General features: G+C 45.5%; 15 protein-coding genes and 1 other annotated feature. Of the genes, 14 read left to right on the forward strand and 1 reads right to left on the reverse strand.

The features are described from left to right. Positions 1-74: 74 nt before the first annotated feature. The 14 genes from secD to HUG20_RS06570 all read left to right on the forward strand — a co-directional run bounded on the left by secD (position 75) and on the right by HUG20_RS06570 (position 17,335). Entirely contained in the window at positions 75-1,379 is a 1,305-nt protein-coding gene (secD, locus tag HUG20_RS06505; RefSeq protein ID WP_200089346.1) for a protein translocase subunit SecD, read from the forward strand. Beyond that, complete coding sequence (gene secF, locus HUG20_RS06510; RefSeq protein WP_200089348.1) at positions 1,369-2,313, forward strand: protein translocase subunit SecF; 945 nt, start codon at positions 1,369-1,371, stop codon at positions 2,311-2,313. The genes secD and secF overlap by 11 nt, the downstream gene beginning before the upstream one ends. A 68-nt stretch (positions 2,314-2,381) precedes the next feature. Beyond that, positions 2,382-3,281, forward strand: coding sequence for a cation diffusion facilitator family transporter (locus tag HUG20_RS06515; protein WP_200089351.1), 900 nt, complete (start codon positions 2,382-2,384; stop codon positions 3,279-3,281). 17 nt (positions 3,282-3,298) lie between these two features. After that, positions 3,299-3,595 carry a LapA family protein gene (locus tag HUG20_RS06520; RefSeq protein WP_200089352.1) on the forward strand — a complete coding sequence of 99 codons (297 nt, stop codon included), beginning with the start codon at positions 3,299-3,301 and terminating at the stop codon, positions 3,593-3,595. Positions 3,596-3,675: 80 nt separating this feature from the next. Then, positions 3,676-6,027 (forward strand): single-stranded-DNA-specific exonuclease RecJ, encoded by a 2,352-nt coding sequence (recJ, locus tag HUG20_RS06525; protein WP_200089354.1) that lies wholly within the window; start codon positions 3,676-3,678, stop codon positions 6,025-6,027. Then, complete coding sequence (locus HUG20_RS06530; RefSeq protein ID WP_200089356.1) at positions 6,017-6,532, forward strand: adenine phosphoribosyltransferase; 516 nt, start codon at positions 6,017-6,019, stop codon at positions 6,530-6,532. Before recJ ends, HUG20_RS06530 begins: the two co-directional genes overlap by 11 nt. A gap of 109 nt (positions 6,533-6,641) precedes the next feature. Then, positions 6,642-8,816, forward strand: a complete 2,175-nt coding sequence (locus HUG20_RS06535; RefSeq protein ID WP_200089358.1) for a RelA/SpoT family protein — start codon at positions 6,642-6,644, stop codon at positions 8,814-8,816. Between the two features lie 25 nt (positions 8,817-8,841). Then, a complete protein-coding gene (dtd, locus tag HUG20_RS06540) occupies positions 8,842-9,282 on the forward strand; it encodes a D-aminoacyl-tRNA deacylase (protein WP_200089360.1) in 441 nt (146 codons plus the stop codon). A 95-nt stretch (positions 9,283-9,377) separates the two neighbouring features. Then, positions 9,378-9,610 (forward strand) — a binding site (T-box leader). Between the two features lie 116 nt (positions 9,611-9,726). Further along, positions 9,727-11,004 (forward strand): histidine--tRNA ligase, encoded by a 1,278-nt coding sequence (gene hisS, locus HUG20_RS06545; protein ID WP_200089362.1) that lies wholly within the window; start codon positions 9,727-9,729, stop codon positions 11,002-11,004. A gap of 32 nt (positions 11,005-11,036) precedes the next feature. Further along, a complete protein-coding gene (gene aspS / locus HUG20_RS06550; RefSeq protein WP_200089364.1) occupies positions 11,037-12,821 on the forward strand; it encodes an aspartate--tRNA ligase in 1,785 nt (594 codons plus the stop codon). A 595-nt stretch (positions 12,822-13,416) separates the two neighbouring features. Beyond that, positions 13,417-13,611, forward strand: a complete 195-nt coding sequence (locus HUG20_RS06555; RefSeq protein WP_211200012.1) for a hypothetical protein — start codon at positions 13,417-13,419, stop codon at positions 13,609-13,611. 292 nt (positions 13,612-13,903) lie between these two features. Further along, positions 13,904-15,052, forward strand: coding sequence for a M24 family metallopeptidase (locus HUG20_RS06560; RefSeq protein ID WP_200089368.1), 1,149 nt, complete (start codon positions 13,904-13,906; stop codon positions 15,050-15,052). A gap of 62 nt (positions 15,053-15,114) precedes the next feature. Further along, positions 15,115-16,635 (forward strand): BCCT family transporter, encoded by a 1,521-nt coding sequence (locus HUG20_RS06565; protein ID WP_200089370.1) that lies wholly within the window; start codon positions 15,115-15,117, stop codon positions 16,633-16,635. Further along, positions 16,625-17,335 (forward strand): TetR/AcrR family transcriptional regulator, encoded by a 711-nt coding sequence (locus HUG20_RS06570; RefSeq protein WP_200089372.1) that lies wholly within the window; start codon positions 16,625-16,627, stop codon positions 17,333-17,335. The genes HUG20_RS06565 and HUG20_RS06570 overlap by 11 nt, the downstream gene beginning before the upstream one ends. Positions 17,336-17,605: 270 nt before the next feature. Here the strand turns inward: HUG20_RS06570 and HUG20_RS06575 are convergent, their stop codons facing one another. Continuing rightward, positions 17,606-17,896 (reverse strand): hypothetical protein, encoded by a 291-nt coding sequence (locus HUG20_RS06575; RefSeq protein WP_200089374.1) that lies wholly within the window; start codon positions 17,894-17,896, stop codon positions 17,606-17,608. Between the last annotated feature and the right edge of the window lie 79 nt (positions 17,897-17,975).

The raw sequence follows: 17,975 nt of genomic DNA on the forward strand, positions 1-17,975 counted from the left end.
TTTAGATATATTCGCTTCCGCGAGGGAGCTGTCTATCGTTGCGACTGGAGTGACGATTGAAGGAGGAACAACGTATGGGAAAAAAATGGGGAAGAATCGGGGCTTTTTTCGCCATTATCATCGCGCTCGGCGTATTGATCTCACAAACGGCATTTGATGTTGCCCGCGATACAAACCTCGGCCTTGATCTTCAAGGAGGATTTGAAGTTCTGTATGAACTGGAACCGGATGGAGAGAGAGAATTAACCGAGGATGACATTCAGGCAACCGCTTCGGCATTGAACGAACGGGTGGACGTGCTGGGCGTTTCGGAACCTTCGATTACCGTTGAGGGAGACGATCGCATACGTGTGCAGCTTCCGGGCATCGAAGACCAGGAAGAGGCCCGCGAACTCTTGGCCACAGAAGCGGACCTCTCTTTTCGAACGGTTGATGATGAGCTAGTGCTTTCCGGGGAAGAACTTGAGCAAGGGGGCGCAAGTGCCGGTTTTGATGAAGCAAACCAACCAATTGTGCAAGTGACGTTACAAGATGGTGAGGAGTTTGGAGATATCACCAGTGAATTAAGCCAACGCCCGGAACCGGAAAACTTGCTCGTTATCTGGCTTGATTATGACGAGGAGGAGAATTCCTTTTATGAAGAAGCGAATGAACCTGAGCCGGAGTTTTTGTCGGCACCGAGCGTAAGCCAGCCTCTGTACACCGAAAATGTTTCCATTGAAGGCATGGAGTCCCTTGAGGAAGCCGAATTTTTGGCGGAGATGCTCAATGCTGGTTCGCTTCCTGTTCAAATCGAGGAAATATACTCCAACACGGTGGGGGCATCTCTAGGGGAACAAGCATTGGAGCAAACACTGTTCGCAGGAATGGTCGGTGTGGCGCTTATTCTTTTATATATGATGGCTTATTACCGTTTTATGGGTGTGATCGCCTCGCTTACATTGTTGGTCTATATTTATCTGGTGATGATTCTTTTTAACTCCATTCAAGGGGTGCTGACCTTGCCGGGCATTGCCGCTTTAATTCTTGGGGTCGGGATGGCGGTGGATGCCAATATTTTAACGTACGAGCGCATCAAGGAAGAGTTAAAAGAGGGAAGGTCCATGAAATCCGCGTTTAAATTGGGAAGCAGGCGTGCCCTCGGAACTATCATCGATGCCAATATAACAACGATCATCGCTGCCGCCGTTTTATTTTATTTCGGTACAAGCGCGGTACAAGGATTTGCCGTCATGCTCATCGTCAGCATTTTGATAAGTTTTATTACTGCGGTATATGGCACACGACTCTTGCTGGGGCTATGGATTAACAGTCGAACGTTAAATCGTAAATATTGGCTGTTTGGTGTAAAGGAGCGTGATGTTCGCCGTGGACTTTAATTTTGCCGATAAAGATATTGATCTGATTAAACACAGAAAAACGTATTTTTTCTTTACGATTGCGATCGTGCTCGCCGGTGCCATTTTGTTGTCAACGCTCGGCCTTAATTTAGGTATCGATTTTGAAAGCGGCACGCGCGTCGATCTCATGTCGGAAGAGCCGTTAACGGAAGAGGAAATTGAAAATGAGATCGCCGCCGTCGGATTGACAGCGGATGATATTACGCTTGCCGGAGAAAACAATGAAGAAGCTTCTGTCCAATTTATCGGCGATCTTGATCAAGAGGAAGCACTCGAATTACAAGGGCATTTTGAAGAAGCATTCGGACATGAACCGAATGTGAGCACTGTTTCCCCCCAAATTGGACGCGAGCTCGCCATCAATGCGTTGATTGCTACCGGATTGGCTTCGCTCGGAATCGTTATTTACGTTGCGATTCGTTTTGAATTTTTATATGGGCTTGCGGCCATCGCCGCGCTTCTTTATGATGCTTTTTTTGTCATATCCGTTTTTAGTTTGTTGCAGTTGGAAATCAATATCCCATTTATTGCAGCGATACTCACCGTTATCGGTTACTCGATTAATGATACGATTGTAACCTTTGACCGTATGAGGGAAAACGTTCGGAAGGAAGAAGAGGAGAGGGACATTGAGGATTTTGACCACTTGGCGGGAATTGTAAATAAAAGTTTGTTACAAACGCTCACCCGTTCGATTAACACAGTCTTAACGGTGTTGTTTGCCGCGGTGGCCATCTGGCTCTTGGGAAGTGAGGCGATCACTTCATTTGCCTTCGCAATTGTGATCGGGCTCGTGGCTGGTACGTACTCCTCTCTTTTTCTGGCCGCACAATTGTGGCTCGTATGGAAAAATAAGCATATGCAAAAACAAAGGGAAAAAGCAGCAACGGAAATGGAAGGAAGCGAGTCTTAAGAGGGGGCTCTCCTCTCTCACTTCCCACCTCCCACCTCCCACAGTCAGTAAGTAAGGTCGTGATTAGGATGGCGGACTTTGATGAGATACGATATAAACGGGTCAAACATGCAGCTTGGATAGGCATCATTGTTAACATTGGCCTTGCCATCGCCAAGGGCATCTTCGGTGTGTTGGCCAACAGCCGGGCATTAATCGCTGATGCTGCCCATTCGGCTGCTGATGTCGTCACATCTTTTGCTGTTTTGATCGGCATTCGGGCAGCGGAACTACCACCGGATGAAGACCATCCTTATGGGCACGGAAAAGCGGAATCGATTACTGCCATCATTGTGAGCGTGCTTTTGTTCATCGTCGGTTTGGAAATTGCGCTGAGCACGATCGGGGAAATGAGAGGGGGGAACGAGGCTCCTGGTACCATCGCCCTGTATGTCATCATTGCATCTATCATCGTCAAAGAAGCCTTGTTTCGCCTCAAAGTGCGCATCGGAAAAAAGTATAACAGTGAAGCGATTATCACCGATGCCTGGCATCACCGTTCGGACGCCATTTCGTCGATCGCTGCCCTAGCCGGAGTTGGCGCATCCATTCTCGGTTCAAATTTTGATATTTACTGGCTCCTATACGGAGATTTGGTCGCGGGAGTGTTCGTTGCCGGTCTTGTCATGATCATGGCCTGGAAATTGGGCAGGGAAACCATCCATAACGCCCTCGACCATGTTTGGCATGAGGAAGATACGGCAGGTTTGAAAAACAAGGTGCTCGGGATTGATGGAGTACTCGGAATTGACGAGTTTCACGCTCGTCAGCATGGACATTATGCAATCATTGATATTAAAATAGTCGTAGACCCGGAAATTAGTGTTCGTGCCGGTCATGACATTGCCACAGATGTAAAGGGCTTATTAATGGAAGAGGAGAGTGTGCGAAACGTACTTGTTCATGTGAACCCTTATAATGACGAATAATGGGGAGGAAAAAAGAAATGAGAGGGCAATGGACACTCATCATGGGGCTGGTTGCCGCATTGTTGATTTCGATATTTGCAGTGATTAATGTAGAAAGCGTAGCCGTCAACTTTCTGTTCGGAACAACGCAAATTCCTTTAATTCTTATCATCCTCGGTTCAGTGCTGATGGGCGGGCTTGCCGTTGGCGGCGTTGGGATGCTGAAAGTGTATCGCCTGCAGCAAGAAGTTCGGCGCCTGAAAAGGGACAATGCGGAAGGCCGCCAGGCAAACGATCATCCGGAACCGGAGCAAGAAAGCAAGCATAGGGATTAGCGTAGTGCCAAAGAGTGATTGTGTTCTACCGCCGGTTCTGTATAATAGAGGGCGGCAAGGGGAGGAGTATTGGTTAGAAAATGTTAGATGCAAAAACGAGGTGGAAGATCTGGCCATTAGATACACGGGCCAAGGCACTGGCAGATGAACTCCGCGTCTCTGAACGTACCGCCCACCTCCTGTGCCGTCGGGGGATGGAGCACGTAGAGGACGCGCGTGTTTTTTTACATACAGATGAATCGGTCCTCCATGATCCTTTTACATTGGCGGGTATGGAGGATGCAGTCGACCGTATCAAACGCGCGGTGAATGAGGATGAAAAAATCGTCGTTTTCGGGGATTATGATGTGGACGGGGTGTCCAGCACGGCGCTAATGTGTGAAACGCTTGAAAAAATGGGCGCGAGATATGATTGGTACGTGCCCAATCGCTTTACCGAAGGGTATGGACCCAACAGCGCAGTATTTCAAAAAATGCAGGATGATGGCTGTACGCTCGTGATCACAGTCGATACGGGAATTGCGGCCATTGAACCGATTAACGTTGCGCAGAAAAACGGTCTGGATATCATCATTACGGACCACCACGAGGCGCCTCCGGAACTCCCTGACGCTTTAGCGATCATTAATCCAAAACAAATCCATTGTCCGTATCCTTTCAAAGAATTGGCAGGCGTTGGCGTTGTGAGTAAACTTGCCCATGCCTTGCTCGATGTTTTTCCCGAGGACGGGCTTGATCTTATCGCGCTAGGGACCATCAGTGATCTCGTTCCGCTCGTGGATGAAAATCGTTTCTTTGCCAAAGCCGGATTAGAAACATTAGATCAGCTCAACCGTCCGGGTGTGCAGGCATTAAAAGAAATATCCGGGATCAAAGGCCCTCCTTTTACGGAAGAAACGGTCGGTTTTGGGTTTGGGCCGCGGCTTAATGCCGCCGGTAGAATGGATGCTGCGACCCCGGCGGTACAACTGCTGTTAACTTCCGACCCCGAACAGGCGCATTCCTCTGCAGAAATGATCGATGGATACAACCGTGAACGGCAACAAACGGTGGAAAAAATCACGGAGGAAGCACTTGCCCAATTGCAGGCAAAGGAAGAAGATCTGCCTGCAATTGTTGTGGCCGGGAAAGGGTGGAACTCCGGGGTGACCGGGATCGTTGCCTCGAGACTTGTGGAAAAGTATTACCGGCCGACGATTGTTATCGCTATTGACGACGAAGGAAACGGCAAAGGGTCTGCCCGCAGTATTGAAGGGTTTGACCTCTATCGATCGCTTTCCAAACACGTTCATCTTTTCCGTCGTTTCGGCGGGCATCGGATGGCGGCAGGATTATCCATTGATGAAGATAAGATCCCAGACCTTCGGGCGACCCTCGGCGAAGAAGTGAATCATACATTGTCGGCTGAAAGCTTCGTGCCAACGACCGATATTGAATTAACGCTTTCCGTCGAGGAAATCACTACGAAGCTGATTAGGGAAATCGAAAATCTGGCACCATTTGGCGTTGGAAATCCCAAGCCGTTGGTGCAGATTGCGGATGTTCCGATTCAACAAAAACGAAAAATTGGAAGCATGCAAAATCACTTAAAGATGTCGGTAGGAGATGCTGGTCCTCTGGATTGCGTCGGCTTCCGCTTAGGCCACCTTCATGATCGAATTCAGAACGATGCAAACATCCATCTGGTCGGTGAATTGTCCGTGAATGAATGGAAGGGGAATGAAAAGCCGCAAATCATTCTCAGAGACGTCGCCATCAAAGAGCGACAAGTTTTCGATGTTCGCGGAGGGAAAGATTTACAATCACTCACCCGTAATGCTCATCCAACAGATTCGCTTACCATTGTTATTTTTCAACAAGAACACGAAAGCGATGCGATTGAACAAGGGTTTTTCTCCTCTGACTTTTTATTTCCCGTTGAGGAAAGCTTAACTGCGCCAACGGATATCTTATTTTTGGATCTTCCGAAACACCTATCTGATTTAACACGGTTCCTAAATGAAAACGAGTCGTTCATTCGTTCGATCTACACAGGTTTTATGGAAAAGGGCCAAACTTTTTTCACGGCAAAACCAACACGTGAGGCTTTTAAATGGTTGTATGTTTATTTTAAAAAATATGCCCCCCTGTATATCCGGGAACACGAGCCGGTCATTACAAGGTACCAAGGTTGGTCGACAGATACTATTCATTTCATGCTTCAAGTGTTTATGGAACTGGAATTCGTGGCGATGCGCGAAGGAAAGCTAGTCGTAAACGATAATCCGTTTAAACAAGATTTGCAAGCATCACCGACGTATCAATCCTATGAAGAAAAACGGGAAATCGAAGAAACGTTGAAGTATTCCACCTACCAAGCGTTAAAAGCATTTTTACTTGCCTGTATGCCAGATGAAAAGAAACAAGCAGAGGTGCTGACCGATGGATTATAAAGAACATATTGAAATCATCAATGATTACCCGGTGAAAGGCGTGCAATTTAAAGATATCACCCCCCTCATGCAAAATGGGGAAGTTTATCAACAAGCAATCGATGAAATGGCAGAGTATGTAAAATTAAAACATGTCGATGTCATTGCAGCACCGGAAGCACGGGGATTTGTTGTTGGTTGTCCGATCGCATATACATTGAACAAAAGTTTCGTGCCTGTACGTAAATCGGGGAAGTTGCCGCGAATGGTCGTCGAGACGAATTACGGCCTTGAATACGGGAAAGCCAGCCTTGCCATTCATAAAGACGCCATTAATCCGGGGGATCGGGTGCTGATTACCGATGACCTTCTCGCAACCGGCGGCACGATTGAAGCGACGATCCAGCTCGTGGAGGAGCTAGGCGGAGAAGTCGTTGGCTGTGCGTTTCTCATTGAGCTTGCTTATTTGGATCACGGAGAAAAATTGAAAAACTATGATGTTTATTCGCTTATGACGTATGATTGAGGAATCTTTTCGCGGGCGGTAGACAAAGAGTGCCTATAGGCTTTACAGGTCGTGACTTTTTCTGGATAATAGACGAAATAGAGTTTGTGAGCAGGTTGAAGGTGATTCTATGACGAAAGAACAAGTAATGGAGAAGATGGGCGAATATCTATCCGAAGAGCAAGTGGATTTTGTTGAACGTGCCTATCATTATGCTGAAAAATATCACGACGGCCAATATCGAAAATCAGGGGAGCCGTATATCCGTCATCCAGTTCAGGTCGCGGGAATATTGGTTGATCTTCAATTGGAACCCGCGACCATTGCCGCTGCTTTTTTGCATGATGTGGTTGAAGATACGGAAGTGACCGTTGAAGATCTTACCGAATTGTTCGGGGAAGAAGTTGCCATGCTTGTGGATGGTGTGACGAAATTAAAAAAGATCAAATATAAATCGAAAGCGGAACAACAAGCGGAAAATCACCGCAAAATGGTTGTTGCCATGGCTCGTGACATCCGCGTGATTATGATAAAGCTTGCTGATCGCCTTCACAATCTACGGACACTTAAATACTTGCGTCCTGAAAAGCAGAGGCGTATTGCGAAAGAAACCCTTGAAATCTTTGCCCCCCTTGCCCACAGGCTCGGTATTTCCACCATAAAATGGGAAATGGAAGACATCGCCCTCCGTTACTTGGATCCACAACAATACTATCGGATCGTCAATCTAATGAAACAAAAACGTGCGGAGCGAGAGCAATATATTGAAGAAGTGATGGATGATATCCGGGAGAGTGTCAAAGAATTAAATGTGGAAGCGGACATATCCGGACGCCCGAAGCATATTTATAGTATTTATCGCAAAATGACGATCCAGAAAAAACAATTCAATGAAATTTATGACCTGCTTGCGGTGCGTATTATCGTCCGAAGCATCAAAGATTGCTATGGGGTGCTCGGCATTATCCATACTCGTTGGAAACCAATGCCGGGCAGGTTTAAAGACTACATCGCCATGCCGAAAGCCAACATGTATCAATCGTTGCACACGACAGTACTCGGACCAAAAGGGGAACCGCTGGAAGTGCAGATACGCTCCGAAGAAATGCATCGCATAGCGGAATATGGTGTGGCCGCCCATTGGGCATACAAAGAAGGAGAAACGATTAACCAACAATCGCTCGATAAACTCGGTTGGTTCCGTGAAATTTTGGAGTGGCAAAAAGATACTTCCAACGCGCAAGAATTTATGGAATCCCTTAAAATTGACTTATTTTCCGATATGGTTTTCGTTTTCACCCCAAAAGGGGATGTCATTGAATTGCCGAGAGGGTCGGTGCCGATCGATTTTTCCTATCGTATTCATACGGAGATCGGGAACCAAACCATTGGCGCCAAAGTGAACGGAAAGATGGTTCCCCTTGATCATCAACTGAACACCGGCGACATCGTTGACATCATGACTTCCAAACATTCGTACGGTCCGTCTCAAGACTGGTTAAAACTGACGCAAAGCTCCCATGCCAAAAACAAAATCAAGCAATTCTTTAAAAAAGAACGTCGGGAAGAAAATGAACAAAAAGGCCGCGAGGCGATTGAAAAAGAATTGCGCGCCCAGGATTTCACTCCGAAAGAGGTTTTAACCGAAAACAACCTCCAGGATACAGTGGTGAAATTCAGTTTTTCCGGCCAGGCGGATATGTTTGCGGCTGTCGGTTACAATGGAATATCCGCGAAGCAAGTCGTGACACGGTTGACGGAAAAAATACGCAACAAAACGAAAGAACAAGAAAAAAAGACGGTGACCGAAGCGATCAAAGATATACCGGTCCCGGCGAGAACCCGCCGTTCAAATACCGGTATACGTGTGAAAGGAGCGGACAACCTCCTTATCCGACTCTCCAAATGCTGCAACCCGGTACCCGGAGACAATATTCGCGGTTTTATCACGAAAGGGCGCGGGGTTTCTGTTCATCGCGCCGATTGCCCGAATGTTGCTGATACAGAGGAAAATCAAACCCGCTTGATCGAGGTTGAATGGGAGCCCTCACAGGAAAAAGTAAAAAACTATAACGTTGATATTGAAGTTACCGGCTATGATCGCCGGGGGCTTTTAAATGAAGTGCTGAATGCAATCGCAGAATCAAAAACGAACATTAACGCTGTGAACGGGCGCTCGGATAAAAATAAAATGGCCGTGATTGATATCACGATTGCTATCAGCAATCTCGACCACTTACGAAAAGTCGTGGAAAAAATCAAGCGGTTGCCCGATATTTATTCCGTACGGCGAGTGCTGCACTAATAACATCAGCAAAGGAGAAGCGGGAGTGAAAGCTTTAATACAACGGAGCAGAAGTGCGAAGGTGAGCGTCGATGACAAAACCGTTGGAACGATCGAACATGGCTATGTTGTGTTTCTTGGTATCACCCATGAAGATACGAAACACGACGCCCGCTGGCTTGCGGATAAAATTGCCAACCTTCGCCTTTTCGAAGATACCGATGGAAAGATGAACCTATCGCTTATCGATACGGCCGGTTCGGTTTTATCGATTTCTCAATTTACCCTTTACGGGGAAGCCAAAAAAGGAAGACGCCCAAGTTTTGTGCAAGCAGCGAAGCCGGCACAAGCAGAAGAGCTCTACGATTACTTTAATGCACAACTGAGCGACATCGGCATTGCCGTTGAAACCGGGGAATTCGGGGCCGCAATGCAAGTGGATTTAACCAATGATGGCCCGGTGACCCTTATGCTTGAATCCCCATAGGGTATCAAACTACCGCGACTTGGATCGTTGATGGATGAAATCGCGGAAAAGTTGACATCTTAAACAGAGGTACGTATGATAAAATACAAGAGAATAGCAAGCCGATGATGGAGAAAAGTACGCGACCCCTTGCAGGCAGAGAGGACGGGCCATGGCTGCAAGCCCTTCTGTGCAATGTCGGGGAAAGACACTTCGTAGGTTTTTGATCGAACGTGAAGCCATTAATAGATCTAAACGCAGCGCGGGCGTTAACCGCGGAAGCGGAAGCGATTGCCGTCGGGGATCGCTTCAATGTGGGTGGTACCGCGGGCTTGTGCTCGTCCCTCTGATTCGTTTCAGGGGGATTTTTTTAATGGGATGCTAGTTACAAAAAAGAAGTGTAGTCGAATAAGCAAACACATTGCTAACACAAATTCATAAAAGAAGGGAAGTGCAGGATGTCTTATGAACATTAATATCCCGAGAGGAACCCAGGATGTTTTGCCCGATCAAAGCGCCCAGTGGCAATACGTGACAGAAATCGCCAAAGAAATTAGTCGCAAGTACAATTATAAGGAAATCCGCACGCCGATTTTTGAGGCTACAGAACTGTTTCAACGCGGGGTAGGTGACAGTACGGATATTGTGCAAAAGGAGATGTATACGTTTCAGGATCGCAGTGGGCGTTTAATCACGCTACGACCGGAAGGGACAGCTCCAGTCGTACGGTCTTATGTGGAAAATAAGCTCCACGGCGCTCCGCAGCAACCGTTGAAGCTTTATTATTTCGGTCCGATGTTTCGCTATGAACGTCCGGAATCAGGCCGGATGCGGGAGTTCTACCAATTTGGCGTGGAAGCGATCGGAAGCGATGATCCTGCGATAGACGCTGAAGTGATCGCGATGGCGATGGATTTCTACCAAGCTTGCGGGCTGGATAACTTGAAACTGGTGATCAATAGCTTGGGTGATCAAGAAAGCCGCGCCTCCCACAAACACGCGCTGATCGAGCACTTTTCCCCGCGCATTGATGAGTTTTGTGAGGATTGCCAGGCACGGCTTGCGCAAAACCCGTTGCGAATACTGGACTGCAAGGTGGACCGTGAACACCCTTTACAGGAAACGGCACCGTCCATTCTTGACTATCTAAATGAAGATTCAAAGCTGTACTTTGAAACCGTGCAACGCTTGCTCCGCGATATGGATATCCCTTTTGTCATTGATGACAATCTTGTACGGGGACTTGACTATTACACGAATACATCGTTTGAGATTATGCTTGAAGAACCCGAATTTGGAGCAACTACAACCCTCGCCGGCGGGGGGCGTTATGAAGGATTGATTGAAGAGTTGGGTGGACCATCCGTCTCCGGCATTGGATTTGCCTTAAGCATCGAACGGTTACTAATGGCGCTAAACGCTCGTGATGCACTCCCGAATGTTGAAAACGCGCTTGACGTTTATCTTGTAACGGTCGGGGATGTTGCTGCCGAAAAAGGCGCAGGCATACTGAGAGAATTGCGCCATGAAGGGCTGTCGGCAGACAAAGATTACCTTGGAAAAAAGGTAAAGGCACAGTTCAAGGCGGCAAATCGTCTGCAAGCTGCTTATACAGCCATCATAGGGGAAGAAGAATTGGCAGCCGCTATGGTGAAGCTCCGGGACATGTCTACGGGCGAAGAAGAAAATATCCCGATGAAAAGGCTCGCAGGACACATTAAACAGCTCCAAAAGATGCAATAACCCTTGTGAAAAAGAAAAGGAGAATGATAGCGATGGCAAAAAAGGAAAGAAGCCATTATTGCGGTGAGATTACGGAAAGCATGATCGGCGAAAATGTTCGGCTCAAAGGTTGGGCGAGAACGAGGAGAGATTTGGGGCAAGTTATTTTTATTGACCTCGGCGATTCCAGCGGGATCGTCCAAACGGTTTTTAACCCTGATATTAGTGAAAAAGCTTTAACGATTGCTGATGGCGTCCGTAGTGAATATGTGCTTGATGTGCAAGGGAAAGTCGTTCTCCGGGACGAGGAAACGGTGAATGAAAAGATTGCTACCGGAACTGTGGAAGTGCAAGTCGAGGAAATAGCCATTCTAAACAAATCAAAACCGTTGCCTTTTTCAATGGACGAAGATATCAACGTCTCCGAAGATGTGCGTTTGTCCCATCGGTATCTTGATTTGCGGCGACCGGAAATGCAACGCATTTTTCAATTGCGTCACAAAATTACCCAGGAAACCCGCAATTACTTAAATGAGCATTCATTTATGGAGGCGGAGACGCCGATGTTGACGAAAAGCACGCCGGAAGGCGCACGTGACTATTTGGTCCCAAGCCGTGTGCATGAGCACGAATTCTTTGCGCTTCCGCAATCGCCGCAGCTTTTTAAACAGCTGTTTATGATTGCCGGTTTTGAGCGCTACTATCAAATTGCCCGCTGTTTCCGTGACGAAGATCTTCGCGCGGACCGGCAACCGGAGTTTACGCAAATTGATATCGAAGCATCGTTCATGGATAAAGAAGCGCTGTTTTCCATGACCGAAGAAATGATGGCGCGGTTATTAAAAATTAGCCATGATTTCGATGTGACGACGCCTTTTCCACGCATGACCTATCATGAAGCGATGCATCGGTATGGTTCGGATAAACCCGATACACGCTTCGGTATGGAATTGGTGGAGCTTTCCGACATTGTTAAGAACAGTCGTTTTCAAGTTTTCACAAAAGCGCTTGAAAACAACGGCATCGTGAAAGGGTTGAATGCAAAAGGACAGGGGGATGGCATGTCCAGAAAAGAGATCGATGATCTCGCCGAATTTGCCGCGATTTACGGAGCGAAAGGGCTTGCCTGGTTGAGGGTTGAGAGCCCCGACTCGTTAAAAGGGCCGATTGCGAAATTTTTAAATGAAGACGAGCAACGTCAAGTGATGGAAGCAATGGAGGCAGAGCAAGGAGATTTACTGTTGTTTGCTGCCGATGAGTCAAGCGTTGTGTTTGATGTGTTAGGCGCATTGCGCTTAAAATTCGGAAAGGAACTTGGGCTCATTGATGAAAAAGCTTTCCATTTCCTTTGGGTGACCGACTTCCCGCTCGTTGAATATGACAAAGATACCAATCGCCATGTTGCTCTTCACCATCCATTTACGCGACCGGTTGAAGAAGATATTGACAAACTGGAAACGGCTCCGGAAGAAGTTACGGCAGATGCCTATGATCTCGTTTTGAATGGCTACGAACTTGGTGGCGGTTCACAGCGTATTCATGAGCCTGACCTGCAAATGAAAATGTTTCGAACGCTTGGATTTAGTGAAGAAAAAGCGAAAGAGCAATTTGGTTTTCTCATTGACGCCCTCTCTTATGGCGCTCCCCCACACGGAGGCATTGCTCTTGGTCTGGACCGAATTGTTATGCTCCTTGCCGAGGCCGATAATTTGCGCGAGGTTATTGCCTTTCCGAAGACGGCAAGTGCAGGCGACTTATTAACGGGGGCGCCAAGCAGCGTTAGCGAAGAACAATGGAAAGAATTGCATTTGCGTCCGAGACAACAACCCGGACAATAAGAGGCGCTGGGTTGGGAATATTAGCGACGTATTCTCCTATTATCCTCGCGGTAAGCTCTCGTAAACCCTCGTAAACCCTCGTAAGCTCAGAGATTACGGGAGCTACTCCCCGGTTTGTCCGACGCACAAGAGGTGCTAGTGTCGGCGTTGTCACAGAAGGTGACGGTTTCAACTTGTTTCCTTATTCAAAGAAGGCATGAAATTTTCGTCTACAATTTCATATGAACGGCCATAATTGGCTTAGAACTAGTTTCTTGTCTATCTAAATTTCTCCTATGATAATGAAAGACAACGTTTTTTTGGGCTCTTCACCAAAATCTATGGCTGACAAACTAGGGGCAATTATGATTGGTAGTGACCGTTACGGAAAAACACTACGCTTTCCGTGGGCCCCGAGCTCAGCTTCCTCGGAAAAAAGAAGTTCGCTTTTTTCCTGCGGGGTCTTCGCCCTGCGCTTTCCCATAGCGCTGATCAAGCGTTATCCATGCATTGGCTTGTTAACCATAGATTTTAGTGTTGCCCCATATGTAGGGACTGCTGAATAATGGAAAAAGACTGGCACATAAGCATTTTCCGTTGGTGTTGTCGAAGCTGGATGCAAGGAAATCCATCCTATAATCAAAAAACCCTTGCACGTCTGGCAACACACGGAGGGACGGTGCTGCAATGGCGAGACTCCAGCGGAAAAACGGACGCGTCAAGACCCGGAAGCGCCGGTTTTGCGCGAGGAGGCTTGACCGTTCGTCCGCGGAAAGCGAAGCCATGGAAGCGACATCCCGGCTTCAGCTGATAGCTGCAAGTTGTTTAGCATTCCCTATATGTACATACGACACAATTTCTTTTAGGGAAGAGGGTGTTACAATGTGACGTTTCGTAACAAATGGTTGATAGAATGTGCTGTGTCAGTGGCCCTACTAGTATTGAACGAAGACCAATACTGCCGGACTATCACATTCAAAAGTTCAAAAAGCTATGCAAGTCCTGACAAAAATACATTTAGACTTTGTATTAATGATTTGATGTGTTAATATGAACATGTTCTTATTATGAACATGTTCATTGAATATTTACGGAGGGTTATAATGTCTATAAATCAAGAAATAGTAGAAATGCGAATGTCAATGTTTCGCTCCCGTATGGCTGACAAGAGCATCGATTACACGTTGTTATGGGACCCTGATAACCAATATTATTTGAGTAATTTTCAAGCGATTTCCTATTCCAGGCCCATTGTGCTGCTCATTGAACAGAAAAAATCCCAATACATTATCCCGGCTTTAGAGGAAGATCACGCGAAGGAAAAGACAAATGTTGATGAGTTTTTTATTTACCATGAAAAAGTACAAAATAGTCACTTGAATACAGATTATAAAGAGCCTTTATGCAATATCATGAATGATTGGCCTAAAGATGTTGTTGTGGGTGTTGAAATGGACATACTGCCTGCCTCGATATATCAAATATTGCATGAACAAGGGTTTAGAATGAAAGATATAGAACAAGATCTCATTGAATTACGTAGTGTGAAAGATCAAGAGGAAATTTATTGGCTTGAACAAGCAGGTCGTTTGTCAGATGCAGCGTTAGAAGCGTCATTTGCAAATGTAAGAGTCGGGATGAGTGAACTGGAATTTGATTCTTTTGGCGATCAGAAATTATTAGAAATGGCTTCAAAAGAGTTTCCTGGTTTAATTGTTGGTTATGAAAACTGGACGTGTTCCGGAATCGAGCGTAGTGTGATGCCTCATCTTCACTCCAGCACGCGTAAATACGAAAATAATGACGTGATTATACATAGTCGGCAAGTATGGATCAATGGATATCGCGCGGAAAATGAACGAACTTTTTTTATGGGAGAACCCACGGAAGAGCAAAAAAAATGCTTTCAACTTGCTGTAGATGCTCAACAAGCTGGTTTTGACATGGTCAAGCCAGGTGTGAAGGCCAAAGATGTGGATATTGCTTCCTTTGATATTTTTGAGGAAAAAGGCTACGGAAAATATGTGCAGCATCGAATTGGACATGGGCTTGGTTTGACAGAGCATGAAGAACCTTACCTTCGTTTTGACAATGATCTTGTTTTAGAAGAAGGCATGGTTTATACGATCGAACCGGGCATTTATGTACCGGGTGTTGGCGGCTTTCGTCACTCTGATACAGTTATTGTTACAAAAGACGGGTGCCGAAGTATTACAGCATATCCTCGGGAAATGGAAAAGCTGATGTTTTAAGCAAACGGTAGCCCCCTCGTAAAGAGGGGGTCATTATTTCTTCAAAGGAGATTGATTTTAACATGAGTGAGAAAATTGACAAGACTATCTTTTATCCATCAATACTTGTCGTATTAATAGCCATTGGGTTGCTAATCGGATTTCGAGAAACAGCAGAGCCTGTGATTGAAGAGATGCTGGCAATGGTTACGACCAATTTGGACTGGGCGTTTGAGTTTCTGACAATAGGTTTATTTATCCTGTTTATATGGTTGATATTCGGACGTTTTGGCAAAGTGAAGCTAGGGGATCCCGATGATAAGCCCGAATTTTCAAGATTTAGTTGGGGTGGCATGCTTTTTACGGCTAGTATGGGAACAAGCATTATGTTTTGGTCCATTGTTGAGCCCCTTTACTATTATACGGATCCTCCATTCGGGATTGAACCTGAAACAGCAGAAGCCGGCGATTATGCTGTTACTTATGGTTTATTCCATTGGGGTATATCTGCATGGGCTTTATACGCCCTCCCGGCACTCGTGATTGCCTATAGCCTCTATGTTCGAAAAGAACGATCATTAAGGATCAGCACTGCTTGTCGAGGTATTTTGGGGAAGCATGCTGATGGTTTAATCGGGAAAGGAATCGACATTCTTGTGATATGGAGCCTTGTTGGAGGTTTGGGAACGTCATTAGGTCTTGGCGTACCTATGGTTTCTAATGTTATATCGGAGATCATTGGGGTAGAACCATCTATGATGATGAATGTATTGGTCCTTTTAGTGTTTACGGTCATCTTTAGTATAAGTGCTTATATCGGCTTATACAAAGGCATTCGACGACTAAGTGATTGGAATGTATATATAGCCCTGGGATTGGCTTTATTTGTTATCGTTGTAGGTCCGACAATGTTTCTTCTCTCCTATTTTGCCAATAGTCTAGGTTTAATGTTCGACAATTTTATGCGTATGAGCTTGCATACAGATCCTATTAGTCAAAGTGGATTTCCGCAAGACTGGACCGTCTTCTATTTTGCATGGTTCGCGGCGACGGCCCCATTTATTGGTCTATTTGTGGCCCGTATTTCCAAAGGTCGTACCATTCGTGATCTTTTGAGTACCGTTATATTATGGGGGTCATTTGGAAGTTGGCTTTATTTTGGGGTCTTCGGTGGCTATGGCATAAATTTAGAACTTACGGGACAACTTAATTTCTCAGAAATCGTTCAGGAAAGTGAGCAGGCTGTTATCGTAGAAGTTTTAAGTTCCTTGCCTTTGGCTTCACTGTTTCTCATCTTCTTTGCGGTTCTCGGTTTTATTTTCTTGTCAACCTCTATTGACTCTGCTGCATACGTACTCGCGGGGATTACAACGGAAAGGTTAGGAGGGACTGAGCAGCCAGCACGATGGAACCGCTTGTTATGGGGGTTTATCTTAGCCACACTGGCCATTAGCTTAACGCTCGCAGGGGAATTGCAAGTCGTTCAATCATCAGCCGTACTCGTTTCCGTACCGGTGTTAATCATGTATGTATTGTTAGCTTCCTCTCTCTATCGTTGGCTTCATGAAGATGAAAAGAAAAGGAGAAAAAACCATGTCGAGTAAAGAAATACAAAGAGAACGAATGTGGCACTATTTTATTAATGCGGCGGCTGATTTGATAGAAGAAGTAGGGATTGAAAAAATCACAGCTCGTAAAGTTGCCGAGAGAGCAGGATTTACAACTTCCACGATCTATAATTATTTTCAAGAGCTTTCCCATGTTATATTTTTCGCATCTATGCGTTACACAAAACCGTATCTTGAACATTTGCCGCTGTATATGGCTCAAGGAAGGAATACGCTAGAAAAATGGTTGTACGGGTGGGAATGCTTTTGCAAAGAATCGTTTAAACACCCACAGATCTATGCAAGTATTTTTATTAATCATTTAGGTTCCATTCCTGAAAATTTGCTCAATCATTACTACAGTATATACAAAAATGATCTCGTAAGATTACCTGAACATCTTCAATCCATTATATTGGAGCATACACTCTCCATACGAAGTTCCCTATATGTACAGCAAGCGGTGGATGAAGAAATGCTAAGTCAAGGAGATGTGAATTATATTTCAGAAGTCACCCTTTTAATTTGGAAAGGCATGATGATGAATGTGTTAAATCAACGTAGGACATATTCGGAAACAGAAGCGATGCAACAAACACTTCAACTTATCCAAAAAACGGTAATGAAGGTTGTTCCGGAAGAAAAACAAAATGATGTAAAGGTGGTATTTCATTTTGATCATGAAGCATGTGTGTGAAATTATCATTGGTAATTTCGTTGCCGGCACCCCTTGGTTTTTTAAAAAGAATCGTTTATTTTATACGACACTTAAAGGGATGTGCTAACTGTCAATTAGTGTAGCGTATTGTTTATGGCAGTACCCGTCGCGCGTGCACAGAAATATCACTGCTGAGCAATTATGATTTTAGTACAAATCGTGAAAATAAAACCGCGTGAAATCAAGAAAAGTTTTTACATTTGATTTCATGCGGTTTAGTCATTGTTATGGTCTGTCCCCAGGCGCATGTTATTTTTGTTCAACTTCGCGAAAAGAGGAAATAAAAGGTTCGGGGTTTTCCGTGATAAAATAAGAACGTACGCCGTGAGACGTGTGTAAATAAAGAAACCCGACCTCGTTTTCTTTATAACGGTAAGAAATGTCGAAAATTTCAGCGAGCGGGTAACTATCTCCGTCAATATCTATTCGATCCCGATACAAATTCATATCGGTCTTATATTGCTCGGTATGTTTTTCAATGGCCCCGATTTTTTGTTCAATGTGCGTGATCGGTTGGCTGTTTACCAGTTGATTATCCATGAAGAATCCCTCCTGTTTCTCATTATAACCAGCAAACGGTTAAATTAAAAACACTGTTTTTAATGTCGTTTTGCTGTTA

Source organism: Salicibibacter cibi (genome assembly GCF_016495865.1).
Classification (GTDB): domain Bacteria; phylum Bacillota; class Bacilli; order Bacillales; family Marinococcaceae; genus Salicibibacter; species Salicibibacter cibi.